Origin of the sequence: Lysinibacillus sp. JNUCC 51, assembly GCF_015999525.1 — a bacterium.
Classification (GTDB): domain Bacteria; phylum Bacillota; class Bacilli; order Bacillales_A; family Planococcaceae; genus Lysinibacillus; species Lysinibacillus xylanilyticus.
The window spans coordinates 1,725,538-1,744,813 of record NZ_CP065545.1; the positions used below are offsets into that span (position 1 = coordinate 1,725,538).

A 19,276-nucleotide genomic window follows, 5' to 3' on the forward strand; every position below is an offset into this window, starting at 1 on the left:
TTCAAATGCCTCCAGTTCGCCTATTATACTTTCCCGATTTCGTTGGCAGCCTTCTCCATGCTGCGATCATAAGCCTGTAACACTTTTTGGTTTGCTTCGAAAGCGCGATATGCTGTCATTAAATCAGTCATTGTACGACTAGAGTCTACGTTTGAGCCCTCTAGATAATTTTGACGTAGTGTAAAGGCTACGCCATTGGCACCATATGCTGTCGGTAAGTTCTCACCGTTTTCAGTTCGAACTAAACCATTATCCTGCTTACTTAGCATGTTCGGATCCGCTGCATATGATACTCCAACACGAGCTACTTGCTGATTATTAACATAAATTGCTCCATTTTCATCTAAGCGGAAATCATCATTCGGTAGCTGGATGCGTTGACCTCTGTCTGATAGCACATACAGTCCCTGTGGATTTACTAAATAGCCTTTACCATCTAATGTAAAATTCCCGTTACGTGTATATGCTTCGCCACCATCTGGATGTGCTAACCGGAAGAAAATTGATCCAGCAGTGCCGTCTTCATTTTGCGGTAAGTTTCCATCAATCAAAGCCATGTCTGTCGTGAAGTCTGTGCTATAGATTTGACCTTGTATGTAATTTGGTAATGTTTCTTGCATATAAATCCCAGTATTTAAAGCACCAACTTGACTCATATATTGAGAGCCAGCTTGTTGATTAGCAGGTGCATTCGTTTTTCCTACACTTGACATAAGCATGTCGGGAAATGAACGAATTGTTGATTGGTCTGCTTTAAATCCTGGTGTATTTGCATTTGATAAATTATTGGTTAGTAATTCTGTTCTTCTTTGCTGTGCAATCATACCAGTTGCAACTGTATAAAACCCTTTGAACAAAGGAATCACCTCATTATATTTTTATAAGGACGCTGGAACTCGATCAATATTTTCAAGCATAATGCCTGTACCAATTGCTACACAATCCATAGGTTGCTCTGCAATGAACACAGGTACCTTTAACTCTTCGATTAATAGCTGGTCCATACCGTGTAGTAAAGCACCACCGCCAGTAATAATAACCCCACGATCAATTATATCAGCCGAAAGCTCTGGTGGTGTTTTTTCTAAAACATTTTTTGCAGATTGAACAATCATAGCAACTGATTCATGTAATGCACGTTCAATCTCCTCCGAGTGAATCGTTATTGTACGTGGTAAACCTGTTACCATGTCTCGACCACGGATGTCCATTGAATCATTTCGGCTACCTTTAAAGACTGTTCCGATTGTAATTTTTATGGCTTCTGCAGTACGTTCACCAATTAGCAATTTATATTCTTTTTTAATATATTGTAAAATATCATTATCAAAAATGTCTCCTGCTACTTTGATGGACTCACTCGTTACAATATCACCCATTGATAGGACTGCAATATCTGTTGTTCCGCCGCCAATATCGACTACCATATTGCCGCTAGGTTGGAATATATCCATGCCCGCTCCAATAGCTGCAACTTTTGGTTCTTCTTCTAAGTATACTTTTTTTCCACCTGATTTTTCTGCAGCTTCACGAATAGCTTTTTGCTCAACACTAGTAATGTTTGTTGGACAGCAAATTAAAATACGTGGCTTAGCTAAAAATCCTTTGACGTTTAACTTGTTGATGAAATGTTTTAGCATCGCTTCCGTAACGTCAAAATCTGCAATGACACCATCTCGTAGTGGACGAATTGCAGTAATATTACCCGGTGTACGCCCTACCATTTGACGAGCCTCTTCTCCCACCGCTAATACTTTATTTGTTTTTTTATCAATCGCCACAACTGATGGTTCATTTAAGACGATTCCTTTACCTTTAACGTGTATTAATACGTTCGCAGTTCCTAAGTCAATGCCAATATCTTTCGAAAACATTTTATAATTTCTCCTTCCCGCCATTTCCAACTACATAACGTTCATTTTTATCTGTTTATCTAGAATATTTTATCATATACCATTGGTAATTACACCTAATTTTAGTTAATGGAACTGTATTCTCTCAATTATATGAACACTTATTGAAAAGAAGAAATTGTTTAAACAATTTTTTGTATGGTTTCATTATCGATGGCTTGGGATAACATATTTAAACTTATTTATGTGAATAAGTAGCGACTCCTTGGGAATCAGCAATATTGGAACGAAGGCTAAAACCATCATGTCCTGTGATAACGCCTTCGCCTCCATGAAAGCGCTCAATCGAAACGTAAATCAACCCTATGTTATGGTGAGGAGAATTAGCTATTTCTCAATTATGTCAGGGAATTAAAATAAGTATCTAGCTTGTCCTTTGAATCAAAAAAAGAACGAATCATTCTTGACTCGTTCTTTCCTTCCACTTGTTTTTCGTTGCCTCTCCTCCACGAATATGACGTACGGCCTTATGGTAGGCGAGTATTTCCTTTACTTGCTCAGCTAATCCTTCATGAATTGTTGGCAGTCGCTCTGTTAAATCTTTGTGCACCGTACTTTTTGAATAACCTGTCATTTTCGCGAGGACACGCACAGTTTCACGCGTCTCAATCAATAATTCACCGAGGCGTATGCAGCGCTTCCGAATGTGCTCGTGCACGTTCTTCGTCCTTTCCACACAATTTCACAAATGGCATCAGATGCACGTCTGCGCATTTCTTCACCTTATGTGAGGACAAAGCTATTCAGAACACGTTTTACATTTTCACGATAAAATACCGTGTTTTTATGCATTTTTTAGTATTCGTATCTTCCAATGTAAAACTATCGTTTACTATATTTAAAATCTACGAATTTTCCTATCATCAATTATGTCACAGCTTGGATACCCTCTGAAAAGTGACTTAAACCAGTAGAAGTCTCCCACCTATAGAGGTGAGAGACTTCTACTGAAATAAATTAAAAGGCTAGTAATTTTTTCGGATTAATATATTTCCCGTTTTCTAGTACTTCAAAATGCAAGTTAACGCCAGCTGATTGGTTCCACTCATTGTCAGTCGCTTTTCCAAGTACTTGACCTTGTGTTACCTCATCGCCTTCCTTGACAGCAATGTCTTTTACAGAGCTATATTGTGTTACCTTACCATCTGCATGCTCAATAACAATTTTATTGCCTGTAAATGCATCAAGTTTTACTTGTTTTACTTTACCACTTAGCGCAGCAAGTACTTCAAATTCTTCACCATTCATAGAAAGAGTAATACCGGAAGATGTCGTAAATGTTTGATTAAATACCATTAGTGCTTTTTCACGCGACTCTGCATTAGCCTCTACTTCATAAAACTCTTGTGAAATTTGAATTTTACTAAGATTCTCTTCCTTGAATGGGTACTTCATTGTTTCTGTTTTTGCATTTGTTTCAACTACAGGACCTGAATCTACTTCTGCTACATTTGTGGAAGGAGCCTCTTCTACTTTTGATACGAGACTATTGTAACCAAGCAGTATACCTGCTAGCATTAGAGCCCCACCAGCATAAACAACTGGCCAAAACCACGGTTTCTTCTGTAATTGAACTTTTTCATCTTGTTGATTTTGAGAAGTTTTACTATTTTTATCCTCTCTCATTTTCATCACCTCTAGTTGCAGTGTGAACAACTAGAAGTTATTTTAAACATGCATCTATCTTTTTTATTTCAATATCTTGATAATAATAGTGTAAAATTTCGTCAGCAGTTTTCCCATCACTTGCCATAGCCTCTGCTCCATATTGACTCATTCCTACACCATGCCCGTATCCTTTCGTACTCACTTGCACTTTCCCAGCGGTAGAATTATATGCAATTTTAAAATCCGTTGATGGTATTTCTAAAAGTGTTCGGACTTCTCGCCCTGACCATACATTTTTACCTAACTGCATGCGCTCAACACGTCCTGAATCATTTAAAAAAAACTGTACACGATTGAAGTCACTTACTTGCCATTTAACAGGCCACAATGAATTCCATTCAGCTAATGTCCATTCTTTCATCGCTGAAAACTTTGGTGATGATAGATCCGACTTACTCGCAACACTTTGTAAATAAGGTACATCATTGCCACTAAAATCGTAGGCACTTTCTGTTTTCCCGTTGCTCGTAGAATGAAACATTGCCGTAATTAATTCATTATTATATAGAAGAACTTGTCCTTTCGTTTCATTAATAGCTTCGACAATTTTCTTTTCATTCCCCGGGAAATTGCTAGTCCAATTCTCTTTTCTTTGCTCCTTATTATAAAAAACTTGTCTAGCAACAGTAGGAGCAATAGCTATTTTACCGTAATTTGTCGATTGCAACGCGTATGTCCTTGCTGCAATAGCTTGCGCCTTTAAAGCTTCTTTTTTAAATGACACAGGCATTTCTGCAGCTACTACACCAGTTACATACGTTTCTAAAGGGATTTTCTCCTGTTGTCCCTCCACTTCTATGAATATTTCACAAGCTTGCTCTGTTGTTGCAGGCGAATCCTCTTTAACCGTAAGTCTCTCACCGAATGCCACAGGAAGCATATATAATGCTCCAATCAAACAAATTATGCCTATACTCATTATCCATTTTTTCATAAGGAATAATATGCTAGAAATCTTCAAAATATGTTGCAGTTGGCGAAGTAAGCCTCGATATAAAGTTTTTGTGCGAAGTGTAGCGACAGCAAGAAATTGTTCCGATAAAAACAAAAATCATTCCGATAAAATATAAAATCTTTCCGATAAATCTCGAAATCATTCCGATAAAACAGAACAAATGTCCCAAAGCGCTCATATACATCCGACATCGAACAAATTAACAAAGAAAAAACCCTCTGCTCATAAGCAAAGGGTTTATAAATCTATTTAGTTTGTTGGTAATTCAACAGTTGTTTTCTCTTTAATGATAACTTCCTCAACTGGTACACGTTCAATTTGTGCGCCAAGTGCAGCCAGCTTACCATGGAAATTGACATAACCACGATCTAAATGATGAAGTTTTGTCACTCTAGTCACACCTTCAGATACAAGACCTGCTAAAATTAGTGCAGCCGCAGCTCGTAAATCAGTCGCCATTACTTCAGCACCCTGAAGATCTACAGGCCCTTCGATAAACACAGAACGTCCTTCTATTTTAGCACCGGCATTCATGCGACGGAACTCCTCAACATGCATAAAACGATTTTCAAAAACCGTTTCCGTAATAATACTCGTACCTTCAGCAGTTAACATTAATGCCATCATTTGAGATTGCATATCAGTCGGGAATCCTGGATGTGGCATAGTTTTAATATCAACAGCTTTTAATGTTTTAGGAGCACGTACACGGATTCCTTCATCTAGCTCAGTTACTTCTACACCCATTTCACGCATTTTTGCAATTAATGCTGTCATATGCTCAGGAACAGCATTTTCAATCGTTACGTCACCTTTTGTAATTGCTGCTGCAACCATAAATGTGCCAGCTTCAATACGGTCAGGAATAATATGATGTTCTGTTCCATATAATGTATCGACTCCTTCGATACGAATCGTATTCGTACCTGCACCGATGACACGACCACCCATATTATTAATGAAGTTTGCAAGATCTACAATTTCAGGTTCTTTTGCAGCATTTTCAATTACAGTTGTTCCTTCCGCTAAGGCAGCAGCTGTCATAATATTTTCAGTTGCCCCAACACTAGGGAAGTCCAAATACACATTTGCGCCTTTTAAACGTCCCTCTGCCTTCGCCTCTACATATCCATGACCAAAAGAAATTTTTGCTCCCATAGCTTCAAAGCCCTTTAAATGTAACTCAATTGGACGGGAACCGATAGCACAGCCCCCTGGTAAAGCAACACGAGCATAGCCATTTCGAGCAAGTAAGGAACCCATCACTAAAATCGATGCACGCATTTTACTGACAAATTCAAATTGAGCTTCACTTGAAAGATCTTTTGTTGTGTCTATATATACTGTATTATCCTCAGGTATATATGTAACTGCCGCATTTAGACTTTTAAGTACTTCATTTATAGTAAAGACATCTGCTAAATTAGGGACTTCTTTAATTACATTTTCTCCTTTAGAAGCAAGTAAAGCCGCTGCTAGGATTGGTAACACCGCATTTTTTGCGCCCTCTACGCGCACTTTCCCCTGTAGCTTTTGGCCGCCAGTCACTATTATTTTTTCCACCCTATGTCCCTCCGAATTCAATCTATTAACCTATCAAAATTTTATTTTAAAAAGAAGTATAATGTCATAATCAGTAAACAAACAACTCTATAGTACAACTTTTCTGACGCTCGTTCAAGCATCCAAATCACTATTTTACGTCATTTATTAATATTTTGCTATTTATTTATTGTACGCATGATTTATTTTTTTGTGAATGACCAATAACATGGAAGAAAAGCATTAATTTCTAGTATATACCCAAGAATTTGTGAACAAAAACCAAATCTAATGGATATATATCAATTATGCTGAGGCTTCATTCATCCCATCATCCTTATGAGATGAGAGATACTGTACCTGTCGCTACGCTTTCGGTACAAAAACACTTGTAGCTGAAGCTTTACTTTCTCTATGAAATCATTTATAGCTGACGCTTTGCATTCGCTACCTAAAAATCTGTAGCTGACGTTTCACTTTCGCTACTAAAACATCTGTAGCTGACGTTTCACTTTCGCTACCAAAACATCTGTAGCTGACGTTTCACTTTCGCTACTAAAACATCTGTAGCTGACGTTTCACTTTCACTACGAAAACATCTGTAGCTGACGTTTTACTTTCACTACAAAAACATCTGTAGCTGACGTTTCACTTTCGCTACCAAAACATCTGTAGCTGACGTTTCACTTTCGCTACGTAAACATTTGTTGAAAGTATTTTTACATATTTCAAAGGACCACATAAATTATGTTATAAAGTCCTGTGAAACATGTAGATTCAATTACTAACATAAAAATAGTAATATGGGGCTATTAAAATAAATACGGAAGCTTCCCTGACCAGTTTGAAATTTGCAGAAAGAAATTAGAGACGGCTGATCCTATCGCTATACTCAATAAAATATAAATTAATTGGATTTGAAAAACTTTATTCTTCTTAAAAATCTTTTCTAACATAAACGCTTGTAGCGCATAAAAAGTAATAGCGATAAAAAATAAATGCGATAAAATCCCTATAAAAGCTTCCTGCCCTAATGCCTCATAAATTTCCATGTTGGTTCCTCCATATTAATTCCTAAGCGATACTCTCAAAAGGTAGCATAATGTTAAAAAACGGACAGATGTTGAATCTGCCCGTTAAAATTTGAATTAGATATTACCCTCATGAACGTTGATACGATTCAACGCACGTTTTAATGCTAGGTCAGCACGTTTGAAATCAATGTTATCTTGTTTACCTTGAAGACGACCTTCAGCACGTTTAACGGCTTCTTTAGCTCGTTTAACATCGATGCTTTCAGCAATTTCAGCAGACGGAGCTAAAATTGAGATTTTTTCAGGGCGAACTTCAATGAAACCACCGCTTAAAGCAACAAGTTCAGTTGAACCGTTTTCTTTTTTAAGCTTCACTGCACCAATTGCAAGTGGAGCAACCATAGGAATATGGCCTGCAAGAACACCGATTTCACCTGAAGTAGTTTTAGCGATTACCATTGATACTTCAGAATCGTATACTGGGCCGTCGGGAGTGACAATATTGACTAGAACTGTCTTCATATTTTTTCCTCCTCGTCCCTAGTATTAAACCTCTACGCCCATGCTTTTCGCTTTTTCAACTACTTCATCAATAGATCCAACTAGACGGAAAGCATCTTCTGGTAGGTGATCCCATTTGCCATCAAGGATTTCCTTGAATGAGCGAACAGTTTCTTTAACAGGTACATAAGAACCTTTTTGACCAGTAAATTGTTCCGCAACGTGGAAGTTTTGAGATAAGAAGAATTGAATACGACGAGCACGTTCTACTGTTTGTTTATCTTCATCAGATAATTCATCCATACCTAAGATAGCAATGATATCTTGTAATTCACGGTAACGTTGGATTGTACGTTGTACACCAGTAGCAATTGCGTAGTGCTCAGCGCCTACGATTTCTGGTGATAAAGCACGAGAAGTCGAAGCTAATGGGTCAACCGCAGGGTAGATACCCATTTCTGATAATTTACGCTCAAGGTTAGTAGTTGCATCTAAGTGGGCGAAAGTTGTAGCTGGAGCCGGGTCAGTATAGTCATCGGCTGGTACATAGATCGCTTGAATAGAAGTTACAGAACCTTTGTTAGTAGATGTGATACGTTCTTGTAATTTACCCATTTCAGTTGCAAGTGTTGGTTGGTAACCTACCGCAGAAGGCATACGACCTAATAGGGCAGAAACCTCAGAACCTGCTTGTGTGAAACGGAAGATATTGTCGATGAATAAAAGTACGTCAGCACCTTGCTCATCACGGAAGTATTCTGCCATTGTAAGACCAGTTAAAGCTACACGCATACGTGCACCTGGTGGTTCGTTCATTTGACCGAATACCATCGCTGTTTGCTTGATAACGCCTGAATCGCTCATCTCGAAGAATAAGTCGTTCCCTTCACGAGTACGCTCACCTACACCAGCGAATACAGAGATACCTGAGTGCTCTTGTGCGATGTTATTGATTAATTCTTGGATTAATACAGTTTTACCTACACCGGCACCACCGAATAGACCGATTTTACCACCTTTAATGTATGGTGCAAGTAAGTCTACTACTTTGATACCTGTTTCAAGAATTTCAACTGAAGTTGAAAGTTCAGCGAAAGCTGGTGCTTCGCGGTGAATTGAATCACGACGAACGTCAGCTGGAATCTCTTCACCTAAGTCGATTACTTCTCCAAGTACGTTGAATACACGACCTAGAGTAACTTCACCAACTGGTACTGAGATAGCTTTTCCTGAGTCTGTAACTTCTGCTCCACGTTGTAAGCCATCAGTAGATGACATTGCAATTGTACGAACAGAATCATCACCTAAATGAAGAGCAACTTCTAATGCAAGAATTGTTGGTTCTTCATTAGGACGTTCAATCTTAACTGTTAATGAGTTATAGATTGCTGGTAATTGGCCATTGTCAAATTTTACGTCAACAACTGGACCCATTACTTGAATAACATGTCCTTTATTCATTACTGTGTACCCTCCTATCGTATTCTTATACGACATTGGGAAGCTGGCCTATTCTAAGGCTGCAGCTCCACCAACGATTTCTGTAATTTCTTGTGTAATCGCCGCTTGACGCGCACGGTTATATTGCAATGAAAGGTCTGAAATAAGATCAGAAGCGTTATCAGTTGCATTTTTCATAGCCGTCATACGAGAAGCATGTTCACTTGCTTTTCCATCTAATAATGCGCCGTAAACTAAGCTTTCCGCGTATTGTGGAAGTAATACTTCAAGAATTGCTTCACCAGATGGCTCAAATTCGTAAGAAGTATTACTGCTAGCAGGTGCAAGATCCGTTAATGGAAGAAGTTTTTTCTCTGTCACTTCGCTAGCAATTGCGCTGACAAAGTGATTGTAGTACATATAAAGTTCATCATAAGTACCATCAGTGAACATACCAACAGCTTTACGAGCGATTTCTTTAATATCAGCAAATGATGGTTGGTCCGGAAGACCGACAACATCGCTGATGACATTATGATCACGTTTCACAAAGTAATCACGAACAACACGACCTACCGCTAAAATAACGTATTCGTCTTTTGATCTATGACGCTCGTCAATTGTACGTTGTACTTGACGTAAGATACTTGAGTTGTAAGCACCTGCAAGACCACGGTCAGAACCAATGACTAAGTAAGCTGTTTTCTTAACAGGACGAGCAGTTAACATTGGATGTCCACTGTCTTTTGTTCCTGAAGCGATCGCGCCTACTACGTCCTGGATTTTTTCCATGTAAGGAACGTACGCTTTAGCGTTTTGCTCTGCACGACGTAACTTTGAAGAAGAAACCATCTGCATCGCTTTCGTAATTTGTTTCGTACTCTTTGTAGAAGTAATACGACCTTTTATTTCGCGTAAGTTTACCACTGGTATTTCACCACCTTATGTTTTTTAATCAAGTGACTAGCTCGAACTTATTCTGATTTAGCGAAAGTTTTTTTGAACTCAGTTAAAGCTGCTACGTAATCCGCATCAGGAGCAAGTTCTTTTGTAGTACGAACATGATCTAAAACGTTTGTGTGGTTTGTATCTAACCAGCTTAAGAATTCACGTTCGAAGCGAACGATATCTTGTACTGGAATATCATCTAAGTGACCTTTAGTTAATGCATAAAGGATTGCAACTTGTTTTTCAACTTTAAGAGGTTTGTTAAGGTCTTGTTTAAGAACTTCAACCGTACGTTTACCACGTTCAAGTTTAGCCAGTGTGATTTTATCTAAATCAGAACCGAATTGAGCAAATGATTCAAGTTCACGGAATGCAGCTAAGTCAAGACGTAGTGTACCCGCAACTTTTTTCATCGCTTTAATTTGAGCAGATCCACCTACACGTGATACAGAAAGACCGGCGTTAATCGCTGGACGTACACCTGAGTTGAATAAGTCAGATTGTAAGAAAATTTGTCCATCAGTGATTGAGATTACGTTAGTTGGGATGTATGCAGAGATATCCCCAGCTTGTGTCTCAACGAATGGAAGAGCTGTAATAGAACCATTTTGGTATGTTTCATTTAACTTCGCAGCACGTTCAAGTAAGCGGCTGTGTAAGTAGAAAACGTCACCAGGGTAAGCTTCACGACCTGGAGGACGGCGTAGAAGAAGTGAAAGTTCACGGTAAGCTGATGCTTGTTTAGAAAGATCATCATACACGATTAATACGTGCTTACCTTGTAACATGAATTCTTCTGCCATAGAAACACCAGCAAGTGGTGCTAAGAATAATAATGGAGCTGGTTGAGAAGCAGAAGCTGTCACAACGATTGTGTAATCTAAAGCACCATTTTTACGAAGAGTTTCTACTACACCACGTACAGTAGATTCTTTTTGACCGATTGCAACATAGATACAGATCATGTTTTGGTCATTTTGGTTAAGAATTGCATCGATCGCTACTGATGTTTTACCAGTTTGACGGTCACCGATGATTAACTCACGTTGACCACGACCGATTGGTACTAGAGCGTCAATCGCTTTGATACCAGTTTGTAGTGGTTCGTGTACTGATTTACGAGCCATTACACCGAAAGCTGGACTTTCGATTGGACGAGATTTTGTTGTGTTGATAGGACCTTGTCCATCCACTGGTTGACCAAGTGGGTTTACAACACGACCAATTAGTTCTTCACCAACTGGTACTTCCATGATACGACCTGTACGACGAACTTCATCGCCTTCTTTGATGTCTGTGTATGGACCTAAGATTACGATACCAACGCTACCTTCTTCTAGGTTTTGTGCCATACCCATAACACCGTTAGAGAACTCTAAAAGCTCTCCAGCCATGACGTTGTCGAGGCCATGAGCAAGTGCGATACCGTCACCAATACGGATAACTGTACCAACTTCGCTTACTTTAAGTTCAGATTCATAATTCTCAATCTGTTGTTTAATCAGACTGCTGATTTCTTCAGCCTTGATGCCCATGTATGTCACCTCTCACATTTCTAAATTATTAACCGATTAATTCACGTTTTAGACGCTCAAGCTTGTTCGCTACTGAGCTATCATAAATATGGTTACCGATTTGAACACGAATCCCACCAAGTAAAGATGGATCGATTTCGTTTGTTATGTTTAATGATTGTTTCCCAACAAGTTTCGCAAACGCTGCCGAAATATTAGCGTTCTCTTCAGCAGAAAGTGCACGAGTTGAGAATACTGTAGCATCTGCAATACCTTGTGCTTGTGCAGCAAGTTCAGCATATGCTGTTGCGATTAGCTTCACTTCGTTTATACGTTTTTTCTCAACAAGTAGTTGAACTGTGTGTAAAACCTCTGAAGTTGCACCAGCAAAGATTTCAGCTACCATTTGTTTCTTGCGTTCGATAGAGAACTTAGGAGCATTTAAAAGTGTTAAAAAATCAGGAGATTCTTTGACAACCTTTGTTAGTTCGTTTAAGTCTGCTCCAACTTCTGCAAGAATGTTTTTTTGTTGCGCTAATTCAAAAAGCGCTTGAGCGTAACGTTTTGCTACAGTTGAATTACTCATCGAGCTTCCCCTGCCTTCGCAATCGTCTCTTCAATTAGAGCACGGTTGTCTGCCTCAGAAATCTCTTTGCTAAGGACTTTAGATGCTGCAAGTACAGATAATGAAACGACTTCATCACGTACAGCTGCAATAGCTTTTTCTTTTTCAGACTCAATTTCACGTAAAGCCGATTCTTTTAAGCGGTTTGCTTCATTGCGAGCTGCAGTAAGAATTTCTTCTTTTTGCATTTCGCCTTGCTTCTTAGCGCCCTCAACAATCGATTGTGCTTCCGTACGAGCTTCTTTAAGAAGGCTCTTTTGTTCTTCTAAATATTGGTGCGAATCTTTGCGCGCCTTTTCAGCTGCTTCGATTTCACTAGCTACTAATTCTTCACGTTGTTGCATGATGCCCATAAGTGGACCCCAAGCGAACTTTTTAAGTAATAGCATTAGCACTAAGAAGATAACTAATGTTGCGGCGATATCACCACCATTGAAACCAGCACCAGCGCTGCCTAGTACAAGATTATCTAAAAACACGATTGTTTCACTCCCTTCAAGAGCTTTAACTTCAACATAATAATTTAATTACTTAAAAACTACCTATTTTAAAAAGCTATATTTACACATAGCTTTTATCAGTTCCAAAATGAAGGGCGAAGTTTCATCTGGAGATTCCTGCTTCGCCACTACTAGAATTCAGTGTACAACTGAATTATTTGTTCATTACGATGAATGCGATTACTACTGCGATGATTGGTAGGGCTTCAACTAATGCTACCCCGATGAACATTGTAGTTTGAAGAACGCCACGAGCTTCTGGTTGGCGAGCGATACCTTCTACTGTTTTTGAAACGATAAGACCGTTACCGATACCTGCACCAAGTGCACCTAAACCGATTGCGATTGCTGCTGCTAATAAACCCATTTGAAAATTTCCTCCTTGGAATTGTTTGTTTTTTTTTTGGTTCAAGCATAAGATATATGCTTTATATTAATGGTCATCGCTCACTTTATGAGCCATGTATACCATTGTTAACATTGTGAAGATAAAGGCTTGGATAAAGCCGATGAAAATAGAGAAACCTTGCCATGCCATCATTGGAACAATTGCTCCGATGAATCCAACAGCACCTGATGATGCTAAACCTGCGATTAAGCCAAGTAGAATCTCACCAGCATAAATGTTACCGTAAAGACGAAGACCTAATGTTAAAGTGTTCGCAAATTCTTCAACGATTTTTAGCGGGAACATGAATGACATTGGCTTGAAGAATGTACCAACATAATGGCCTGTCCCCTTCATTTTAATACCATAGAAATGTGTTAAGGCTAAAATCATTGCTGCAAGCGTCATTGTAACAGTTGGGTCAGCTGTAGGAGATTTCCACCAAAGTTCGCCGTCATAGATGATAGAGAACGGAAGACCTAATAAGTTAGATACAGCGATAAACATAATTAACGTGATACCTAAAATGTGGAATCGACCGCCAGTTTTCCAGTCCATGTTGCTTTTGATGATGTTCTTTACGAAATCCATAATCCATTCCATAAAGTTTTGCATACCTGTAGGTTTTAACTTTAGGCTTCTAGTTGAGATAAATGCGATTAAGAAAACGATTACAGCTGCAACTAGTAACATCATAACAGTTGAAAGGTTGAACGTTAGCGTGAACAAACCAAAGTCAACTACTCTTAATGGAGCTTCATGATTCATTGTTATTTTTCACCTCTCTTTCTAATTTAAAGCACATTAGCGGTTCCTTACATGTGACACAATTCTCTCGACAAAGAGAAAAACGTACGGAATCATTAGCCCTATGACCGTGCTAATCAAGTGAAAATAGTTTGGCAACGAAATGGCTAAAGCGACTGCCGCTACACCTGATGCAAAGCGAAGCGCTGTACCAAGTGAGCCTACTTTCTTCCCTTCACTAATGGCTCGATCAAACTTCTCCATACGGCGAACTAGAATCCAAAAATTATAGGTACCAAAGAATGCACCGATTGCGATGCCCGCAAAAACCGTCTGATAGGGTGTAAATCCCCAGCCTAATGCACAGAGTGCGAGCAAAAAAAATAACGCTCTCTTCTGCACAGCAATAATGTGATGCAAATCTAGCATTGGTTTATAATCTCCTGAATCATTTTTTCGAGTAAAGAAACGTTTGCTGACCACTACGTGAAATCAGAAAAGAGCAGTGAAAAACACTACTCACAGCGGAATAGTAACGGGAGAGAGTCATTTTGAAATTACAGGTGTAAATCCCCAAAAATATCTTACACCCCGAAACGCACAAAACGTTGCAAATCGACAGCCATTGGTTTGAACTGTCAATTTAGTAGAAACTTGATATAACAAGTGTTTCAACCTCTATTTACGATTAGAAACCCTTATCATTATTACCCTTTGTAAGCATACAATAGGAGATATTTGAAGTCAATTAGTAAAGGAGAAAAACTTCACAGACACTATACTCTTGTCAAATTGTTGACAAATTTGTGTATGAAAATTCATAGTTTTAAAATCAAAGTTCACGTTCGTGCAAAAAAAAGCTAATTTACGACGCATATATGCTCGTAAATTAGCTTGCCGTTCACGATTAGTACATTAGACTCATTTTTTGATTCAAAAAAGGGCTATTACTTGCTTTTTTGTAAAAACGCTAAAAGAGCCTTCACAATACGTTCTGAAGCATGTCCATCACCATAAGGATTTGATGCTTTTGCCATTGATTCATAGGCATTTTTATCTTCTATTAATTGCTTAGCTAGAGAGTAGATTGTTTCTTCTTCCGTTCCTGCTAGCTTTAGAGTCCCTGCCGCAATACCTTCTGGGCGCTCTGTTGTATCTCTAAGTACTAAAACTGGTTTACCTAATGAAGGGGCTTCTTCTTGAACGCCACCAGAATCAGTTAAAATCATATAAGAATTAGCCGCAAAGTTATGGAAATCGAAGACTTCAAGAGGCTCAATTAAATGTACACGCTTATGATCTCCTAAAATTTCATTAGCTATTTCTCGTACAGCCGGATTCATATGGACTGGGTAAACAACTTGTACATCCTCATGCTCAGCTAAAATTCTAGTAATTGCTTTAAACATATGACGCATAGGCTCACCAAGATTTTCACGACGATGTGCTGTTAATAGAATCATACGATCTGAACCTATTTTTTCTAAAACAGGATGTGTGTAATGTTCACTTACTGTTGTAGCTAATGCGTCGATAGCTGTGTTACCAGTAACAATAATTGTATCTGGATTTTTATTTTCATCTAAAAGATTTTTCTTTGAGACTTCCGTTGGTGCGAAATGAAGGTCAGCCATAACACCTGTTAACTGGCGGTTCATTTCCTCTGGGTATGGTGAATACTTATTCCAAGTTCGAAGACCTGCTTCCACATGTCCGATAGCAATTTGGTTATAAAATGCAGCTAGACTTGCAATGAAAGTTGTTGCTGTATCGCCATGTACTAAAACAATATCCGGTTTTGCTTCTTTCATAACTTTGTCTAAGCCTTGTAATGCATTAGTCGTCACGTCAATTAATGTTTGACGATCCTTCATAATATTTAGATCGTAGTCTGGTGTAATTTTAAATGTTTCTAAAACTTGATCGAGCATTTGGCGATGTTGTGCTGTTACCGTCACAATCGATTCTATTTGCTCAGGATACTTTTGTAATTCCAATACAAGTGGAGCCATTTTAATAGCTTCCGGTCTCGTACCGAAAATCGTCATTACTTTCCATTTTTTTGTCAAAACGATTTGCACCGTCCTTTTTTTTATTTGTATGAAAAGTGCTTACTCCCATTGATCGGCATCATATGAAGCAAGATTCGGACTTCAAGAGAAGTAGTTCGCCTAACATACTATGAAACGTCCTTCAATATTGAAGGACGCTCTCAAAAGTTTTAAGTTTCCCAAAAATTACTTACTAAACTTTCAGGTGGTGATCCTTTTTATTACCGTTGAAAACTATTCAGTATTATTTCGTACCGAATAGGCGGTCGCCTGCATCACCTAAACCAGGGACAATATAGCCATGGTCATTAAGTTTTTCATCAAGTGCAGCAATATAAATATCTACATCTGGATGATGTTCTTGAATTTCTTTAACACCCTCTGGAGCAGCGATTAAGCACATAAATTTAATGCTTTTCGCACCACGTTTTTTCAGTGAATTGATCGCTTCCACTGCAGATCCACCAGTTGCAAGCATTGGGTCTACAATGATGAAATCACGTTCTTCTACATCTGCAGGAAGTTTTGCATAGTATTCTACAGGTTTTAAAGTTTCAGGATCACGATAAAGACCGATATGACCAACTTTAGCAGCTGGGATTAGATTTAATACGCCATCTACCATGCCGATACCTGCACGTAAAATCGGTACAATCGCAATTTTCTTACCAGAAAGTACTTTTGTTTTAGCAACTGTAACAGGTGTTTCAATTTCAATTTCCTCTACTGGCATATCACGTGTAATTTCAAATGCCATTAATGTTGCTACTTCGTCAACTAGCTCACGAAATTCTTTTGTTCCTGTATTCTTATCACGAATATAAGTTAACTTGTGTTGGATTAGTGGATGATCAAATACGTATACTTTGCTCAAAGGGATTCTCTCCTAACCGTTCGGATTTCATTTTATATCTCACCTAGTATAACAGAAAAAAGGAGTCGTCTCAAAAATAAATTTGGGACAACTCCTTTTCAAGAATGTTTGCTACATATAATAGCAATTATTTATCGAGTATTGCATCTAACTGTTCTATTGTCATCGGTTTATAATAGAAATAACCTTGTCCTACTTTACAGCCAAGTGCTCGTAAAATTTCAACCTGTTCTTTATTTTCAATACCCTCAGCGACCGATGTCATTCCTAAGTTTAATGCTAATTGAATAATGGATCGGACAATAGCAAGTGTCGCTGCATCATTAATATCATTAATAAAGCTTCGATCTATTTTCAATTCAGTAAACGGTAGTCTTTGTAAATAACTTAGTGATGAAAAACCTGTTCCAAAATCGTCAACCGAAGTTTTAAAGCCGTACTCCTTTAATTCCTTGATAATAGAAAAAGCAGTCTGAAAATCAACTAGGCCTATATTTTCTGTTACTTCTAAAATGATATATCTCGGATCAATATCGTATTTCTGAACGAGCTCCAGTGTATCCTGTACAAAATCAGGGTAGTAAAAATGATCAGGCGAAATATTTACTGCTACATTCACTAAATTTTTCCCTAATCTTTTGCGCTCTGCTAGCCACGAAAGAACAATCTCTAATATTTGATTATCGATTTCGCGTACCTTTCCTGCACTTTCTGCCACTGGGATAAAGATTGCCGGTGACACGAAACCGAGTTTTGGGGAAATCCAGCGGGCAAGCGCTTCAATACTTTGAATTTCACCTGTCCGTAAATCAACCTTTGGCTGTAAATTCACCGAGATTTCTTTATTTTTTATTGCTTGTGCCAAATGGTTTAACACTGTCATTTGCTGCTCAAGCACATCATTTCTTTCTAGTGTAAATATTTCCATATGAGTACCTGGTTTATTGGCTGCAAACGATACAGCATTATCTGCAAAGCGAATCGCATCAGCAATTTTTATCTCATTATTATAAAAAGCAATTCCCGTTTTCAGTGTAATATAAATTTGCTTCCCACCCACAATAAAAGGCTGACGAATAATCTCTTTTATACGCCTCTTATAATAGAAGAAATCTTCATCGGATGTGGCATTTACAATGATCAAACTAGAGCTTGTAAATCTAGCAATATATTCGTTATCATCATTCTTCTCTTCATTTAGACGTTTAGCGATTTGTCTCAAAAGCTCATCTCCCGCTTCACGACCATATAACTCGACAATTTGATGGAATTCGCTCGGCTTTAAGATTTTGATATTGCCATTTTGACCGTATTCTTTTTCTACCTTGTTTAAAAAACCATGTCGATTAGGCAGCCCCGTTGTAATATCGATATAGGCTAAATCCCATATCTTTTTTTGTATTTTTTCGTACGAGTATGCCAATGCAACAAGAGCACCGATTTTTTGGAACATATTTTCATAAAACTTTTGGTTGCTGGAATGATGCTTTAAAAATATCGCAAACAATCCAATTGCTTGGTGTTGCTGATTGTATATTGGCATAAACCATCCAAATGACATTTCAGATGAAATGGCAAACATTTTATGATCTATTGGAATATCTATTTCATCCAAACTCTTAACTAGAATAGATGTCTCTCCTTGCATAACTCTCTTAAAAAAATCTTTGTTTTCACAGCGCTCCGGCAAATTTTTTATTTTGTCATTCCCTTTAAAAACTTGTAATTGATCTGCCTCCGCTTTGACAAGTACCATACTTGATATTTTCGGCATAAAGAATTCATCTAGACTACTGCAAATAACGCTCATCTTTTTATCAAAGGTATAATCCTTTTCAATCGCTTCGTACATAGCTTTCTCAAGGTGTATTAAAAATTCTTCGATATGATAGTAAGTAACATCCTTCACAACTACTAGTACAAATAATGTTTCATTATTATTATTTTGAAATGGGAGTGCTTGTATCTCTGCCCAAAAAGGAGGTTTATCGAAGCAACTATGATGCAATTTCGCTTGTACCATGACTCCGCTATGTATTTTATCTTTAATCATTTCAATCGTTGTCTTTTCTTCGTTTGACATCAGTGAAAAATAATCGCTATTTATTATTTGCGAACGTGTAGTATTTGTAAGCGTACAAAAAAAATCATTACATTCTACTACGCAATGATTCTTTGTTGCATCAAAAATAACGTAACTCTCTTTAGAATTATTACCTAACCTACGAATTGTATTTAATAGCATTTCATGTTCTCTGATTATTGCTTTAGTAACCATCCAACCCCTCCTCCCTAAATCACTTTAGATCCCTCTTACATTGTACATAAAAAATTCAATAAGTTGTCACTTTTATAAAAATTCCTTCTACAAAAGGACATTATATGTCTTGCTTCAATTTATTCATACCCTTTTATACTAAGTTTATGTAAATAAATTCAAAAATAGGAGTATTTTATTTCCATTTTAATAAAAAATAGGCCCGTTTTAAAAATGTATTGTTGATTTCAGTTCCGACCGGACGCTTTCCTAAGGGCGTCCGATAAGCCACTTCGCTGCTGGGGTCTCATCGGTGATG

19 protein-coding genes are annotated in these 19,276 nt (G+C 38.0%); all 19 read right to left on the reverse strand.

What is annotated here, in order from left to right:
• Positions 1–23: 23 nt before the first annotated feature.
• On the reverse strand, positions 24–857 hold the full coding sequence (locus JNUCC51_RS08480) for a flagellar hook-basal body protein (RefSeq protein ID WP_337991620.1): 834 nt from the start codon (positions 855–857) through the stop codon (positions 24–26).
• Between the two features lie 21 nt (positions 858–878).
• A complete protein-coding gene (locus tag JNUCC51_RS08485; protein WP_053484433.1) occupies positions 879–1,874 on the reverse strand; it encodes a rod shape-determining protein in 996 nt (331 codons plus the stop codon).
• A gap of 436 nt (positions 1,875–2,310) precedes the next feature.
• Positions 2,311–2,571 (reverse strand): sporulation transcriptional regulator SpoIIID, encoded by a 261-nt coding sequence (locus JNUCC51_RS08490; RefSeq protein WP_100545238.1) that lies wholly within the window; start codon positions 2,569–2,571, stop codon positions 2,311–2,313.
• Between the two features lie 299 nt (positions 2,572–2,870).
• Complete coding sequence (locus JNUCC51_RS08495) at positions 2,871–3,539, reverse strand: M23 family metallopeptidase (RefSeq protein WP_337991621.1); 669 nt, start codon at positions 3,537–3,539, stop codon at positions 2,871–2,873.
• A gap of 37 nt (positions 3,540–3,576) precedes the next feature.
• Entirely contained in the window at positions 3,577–4,461 is an 885-nt protein-coding gene (gene spoIID / locus JNUCC51_RS08500; protein ID WP_337991622.1) for a stage II sporulation protein D, read from the reverse strand.
• Positions 4,462–4,785: 324 nt separating this feature from the next.
• Positions 4,786–6,099, reverse strand: coding sequence for a UDP-N-acetylglucosamine 1-carboxyvinyltransferase (gene murA, locus JNUCC51_RS08505; protein WP_337991623.1), 1,314 nt, complete (start codon positions 6,097–6,099; stop codon positions 4,786–4,788).
• A gap of 791 nt (positions 6,100–6,890) precedes the next feature.
• Positions 6,891–7,130 (reverse strand): DUF1146 family protein, encoded by a 240-nt coding sequence (locus JNUCC51_RS08510; RefSeq protein WP_337991624.1) that lies wholly within the window; start codon positions 7,128–7,130, stop codon positions 6,891–6,893.
• A 96-nt stretch (positions 7,131–7,226) separates the two neighbouring features.
• Positions 7,227–7,634, reverse strand: a complete 408-nt coding sequence (locus JNUCC51_RS08515; protein WP_268636088.1) for a F0F1 ATP synthase subunit epsilon — start codon at positions 7,632–7,634, stop codon at positions 7,227–7,229.
• 24 nt (positions 7,635–7,658) lie between these two features.
• Positions 7,659–9,074, reverse strand: coding sequence for a F0F1 ATP synthase subunit beta (gene atpD / locus JNUCC51_RS08520; RefSeq protein WP_337991625.1), 1,416 nt, complete (start codon positions 9,072–9,074; stop codon positions 7,659–7,661).
• Between the two features lie 48 nt (positions 9,075–9,122).
• On the reverse strand, positions 9,123–9,980 hold the full coding sequence (gene atpG / locus JNUCC51_RS08525; protein WP_337991626.1) for an ATP synthase F1 subunit gamma: 858 nt from the start codon (positions 9,978–9,980) through the stop codon (positions 9,123–9,125).
• A 47-nt stretch (positions 9,981–10,027) separates the two neighbouring features.
• Positions 10,028–11,536, reverse strand: a complete 1,509-nt coding sequence (gene atpA / locus JNUCC51_RS08530) for a F0F1 ATP synthase subunit alpha (protein WP_100545246.1) — start codon at positions 11,534–11,536, stop codon at positions 10,028–10,030.
• Between the two features lie 28 nt (positions 11,537–11,564).
• Positions 11,565–12,101: a F0F1 ATP synthase subunit delta gene (locus tag JNUCC51_RS08535; RefSeq protein WP_337991627.1), complete on the reverse strand. Its 537-nt coding sequence runs from the start codon at positions 12,099–12,101 to the stop codon at positions 11,565–11,567.
• A complete protein-coding gene (gene atpF, locus JNUCC51_RS08540) occupies positions 12,098–12,619 on the reverse strand; it encodes a F0F1 ATP synthase subunit B (RefSeq protein WP_337991628.1) in 522 nt (173 codons plus the stop codon). The genes JNUCC51_RS08535 and atpF overlap by 4 nt, the downstream gene beginning before the upstream one ends.
• 175 nt (positions 12,620–12,794) lie before the next feature.
• Positions 12,795–13,007, reverse strand: coding sequence for a F0F1 ATP synthase subunit C (gene atpE / locus JNUCC51_RS08545; RefSeq protein ID WP_049668022.1), 213 nt, complete (start codon positions 13,005–13,007; stop codon positions 12,795–12,797).
• A 66-nt stretch (positions 13,008–13,073) separates the two neighbouring features.
• The gene (gene atpB / locus JNUCC51_RS08550; protein ID WP_100545248.1) at positions 13,074–13,796 is read right to left on the reverse strand and encodes a F0F1 ATP synthase subunit A; all 723 of its coding nucleotides are present in this window, start codon (positions 13,794–13,796) and stop codon (positions 13,074–13,076) included.
• A gap of 36 nt (positions 13,797–13,832) precedes the next feature.
• Positions 13,833–14,204 (reverse strand): ATP synthase subunit I, encoded by a 372-nt coding sequence (locus JNUCC51_RS08555; RefSeq protein WP_337991629.1) that lies wholly within the window; start codon positions 14,202–14,204, stop codon positions 13,833–13,835.
• Positions 14,205–14,722: 518 nt separating this feature from the next.
• Positions 14,723–15,844, reverse strand: a complete 1,122-nt coding sequence (gene wecB, locus JNUCC51_RS08560) for a non-hydrolyzing UDP-N-acetylglucosamine 2-epimerase (RefSeq protein ID WP_337991630.1) — start codon at positions 15,842–15,844, stop codon at positions 14,723–14,725.
• Between the two features lie 226 nt (positions 15,845–16,070).
• Entirely contained in the window at positions 16,071–16,700 is a 630-nt protein-coding gene (gene upp / locus JNUCC51_RS08565; protein WP_132360354.1) for a uracil phosphoribosyltransferase, read from the reverse strand.
• A gap of 127 nt (positions 16,701–16,827) precedes the next feature.
• Positions 16,828–18,978, reverse strand: coding sequence for an EAL domain-containing protein (locus tag JNUCC51_RS08570; protein ID WP_337991631.1), 2,151 nt, complete (start codon positions 18,976–18,978; stop codon positions 16,828–16,830).
• Positions 18,979–19,276: the final 298 nt, after the last annotated feature.

Coding starts and splice junctions, on each gene's coding strand:
- JNUCC51_RS08485 (WP_053484433.1), bottom strand. CDS start 1,874: ATGTTTTCGAAAGATATTGGCATTGACTTAGGAACTGCGAACGTATTA.
- JNUCC51_RS08495 (WP_337991621.1), bottom strand. CDS start 3,539: ATGAGAGAGGATAAAAATAGTAAAACTTCTCAAAATCAACAAGATGAA.
- spoIID (WP_337991622.1), bottom strand. CDS start 4,461: ATGCTTCCTGTGGCATTCGGTGAGAGACTTACGGTTAAAGAGGATTCG.
- JNUCC51_RS08510 (WP_337991624.1), bottom strand. CDS start 7,130: ATGGAAATTTATGAGGCATTAGGGCAGGAAGCTTTTATAGGGATTTTA.
- JNUCC51_RS08515 (WP_268636088.1), bottom strand. CDS start 7,634: ATGAAGACAGTTCTAGTCAATATTGTCACTCCCGACGGCCCAGTATAC.
- atpD (WP_337991625.1), bottom strand. CDS start 9,074: ATGAATAAAGGACATGTTATTCAAGTAATGGGTCCAGTTGTTGACGTA.
- atpA (WP_100545246.1), bottom strand. CDS start 11,536: ATGGGCATCAAGGCTGAAGAAATCAGCAGTCTGATTAAACAACAGATT.
- JNUCC51_RS08535 (WP_337991627.1), bottom strand. CDS start 12,101: ATGAGTAATTCAACTGTAGCAAAACGTTACGCTCAAGCGCTTTTTGAA.
- atpE (WP_049668022.1), bottom strand. CDS start 13,007: ATGGGTTTATTAGCAGCAGCAATCGCAATCGGTTTAGGTGCACTTGGT.
- atpB (WP_100545248.1), bottom strand. CDS start 13,796: ATGAATCATGAAGCTCCATTAAGAGTAGTTGACTTTGGTTTGTTCACG.
- JNUCC51_RS08555 (WP_337991629.1), bottom strand. CDS start 14,204: ATGCTAGATTTGCATCACATTATTGCTGTGCAGAAGAGAGCGTTATTT.
- JNUCC51_RS08570 (WP_337991631.1), bottom strand. CDS start 18,978: ATGGTTACTAAAGCAATAATCAGAGAACATGAAATGCTATTAAATACA.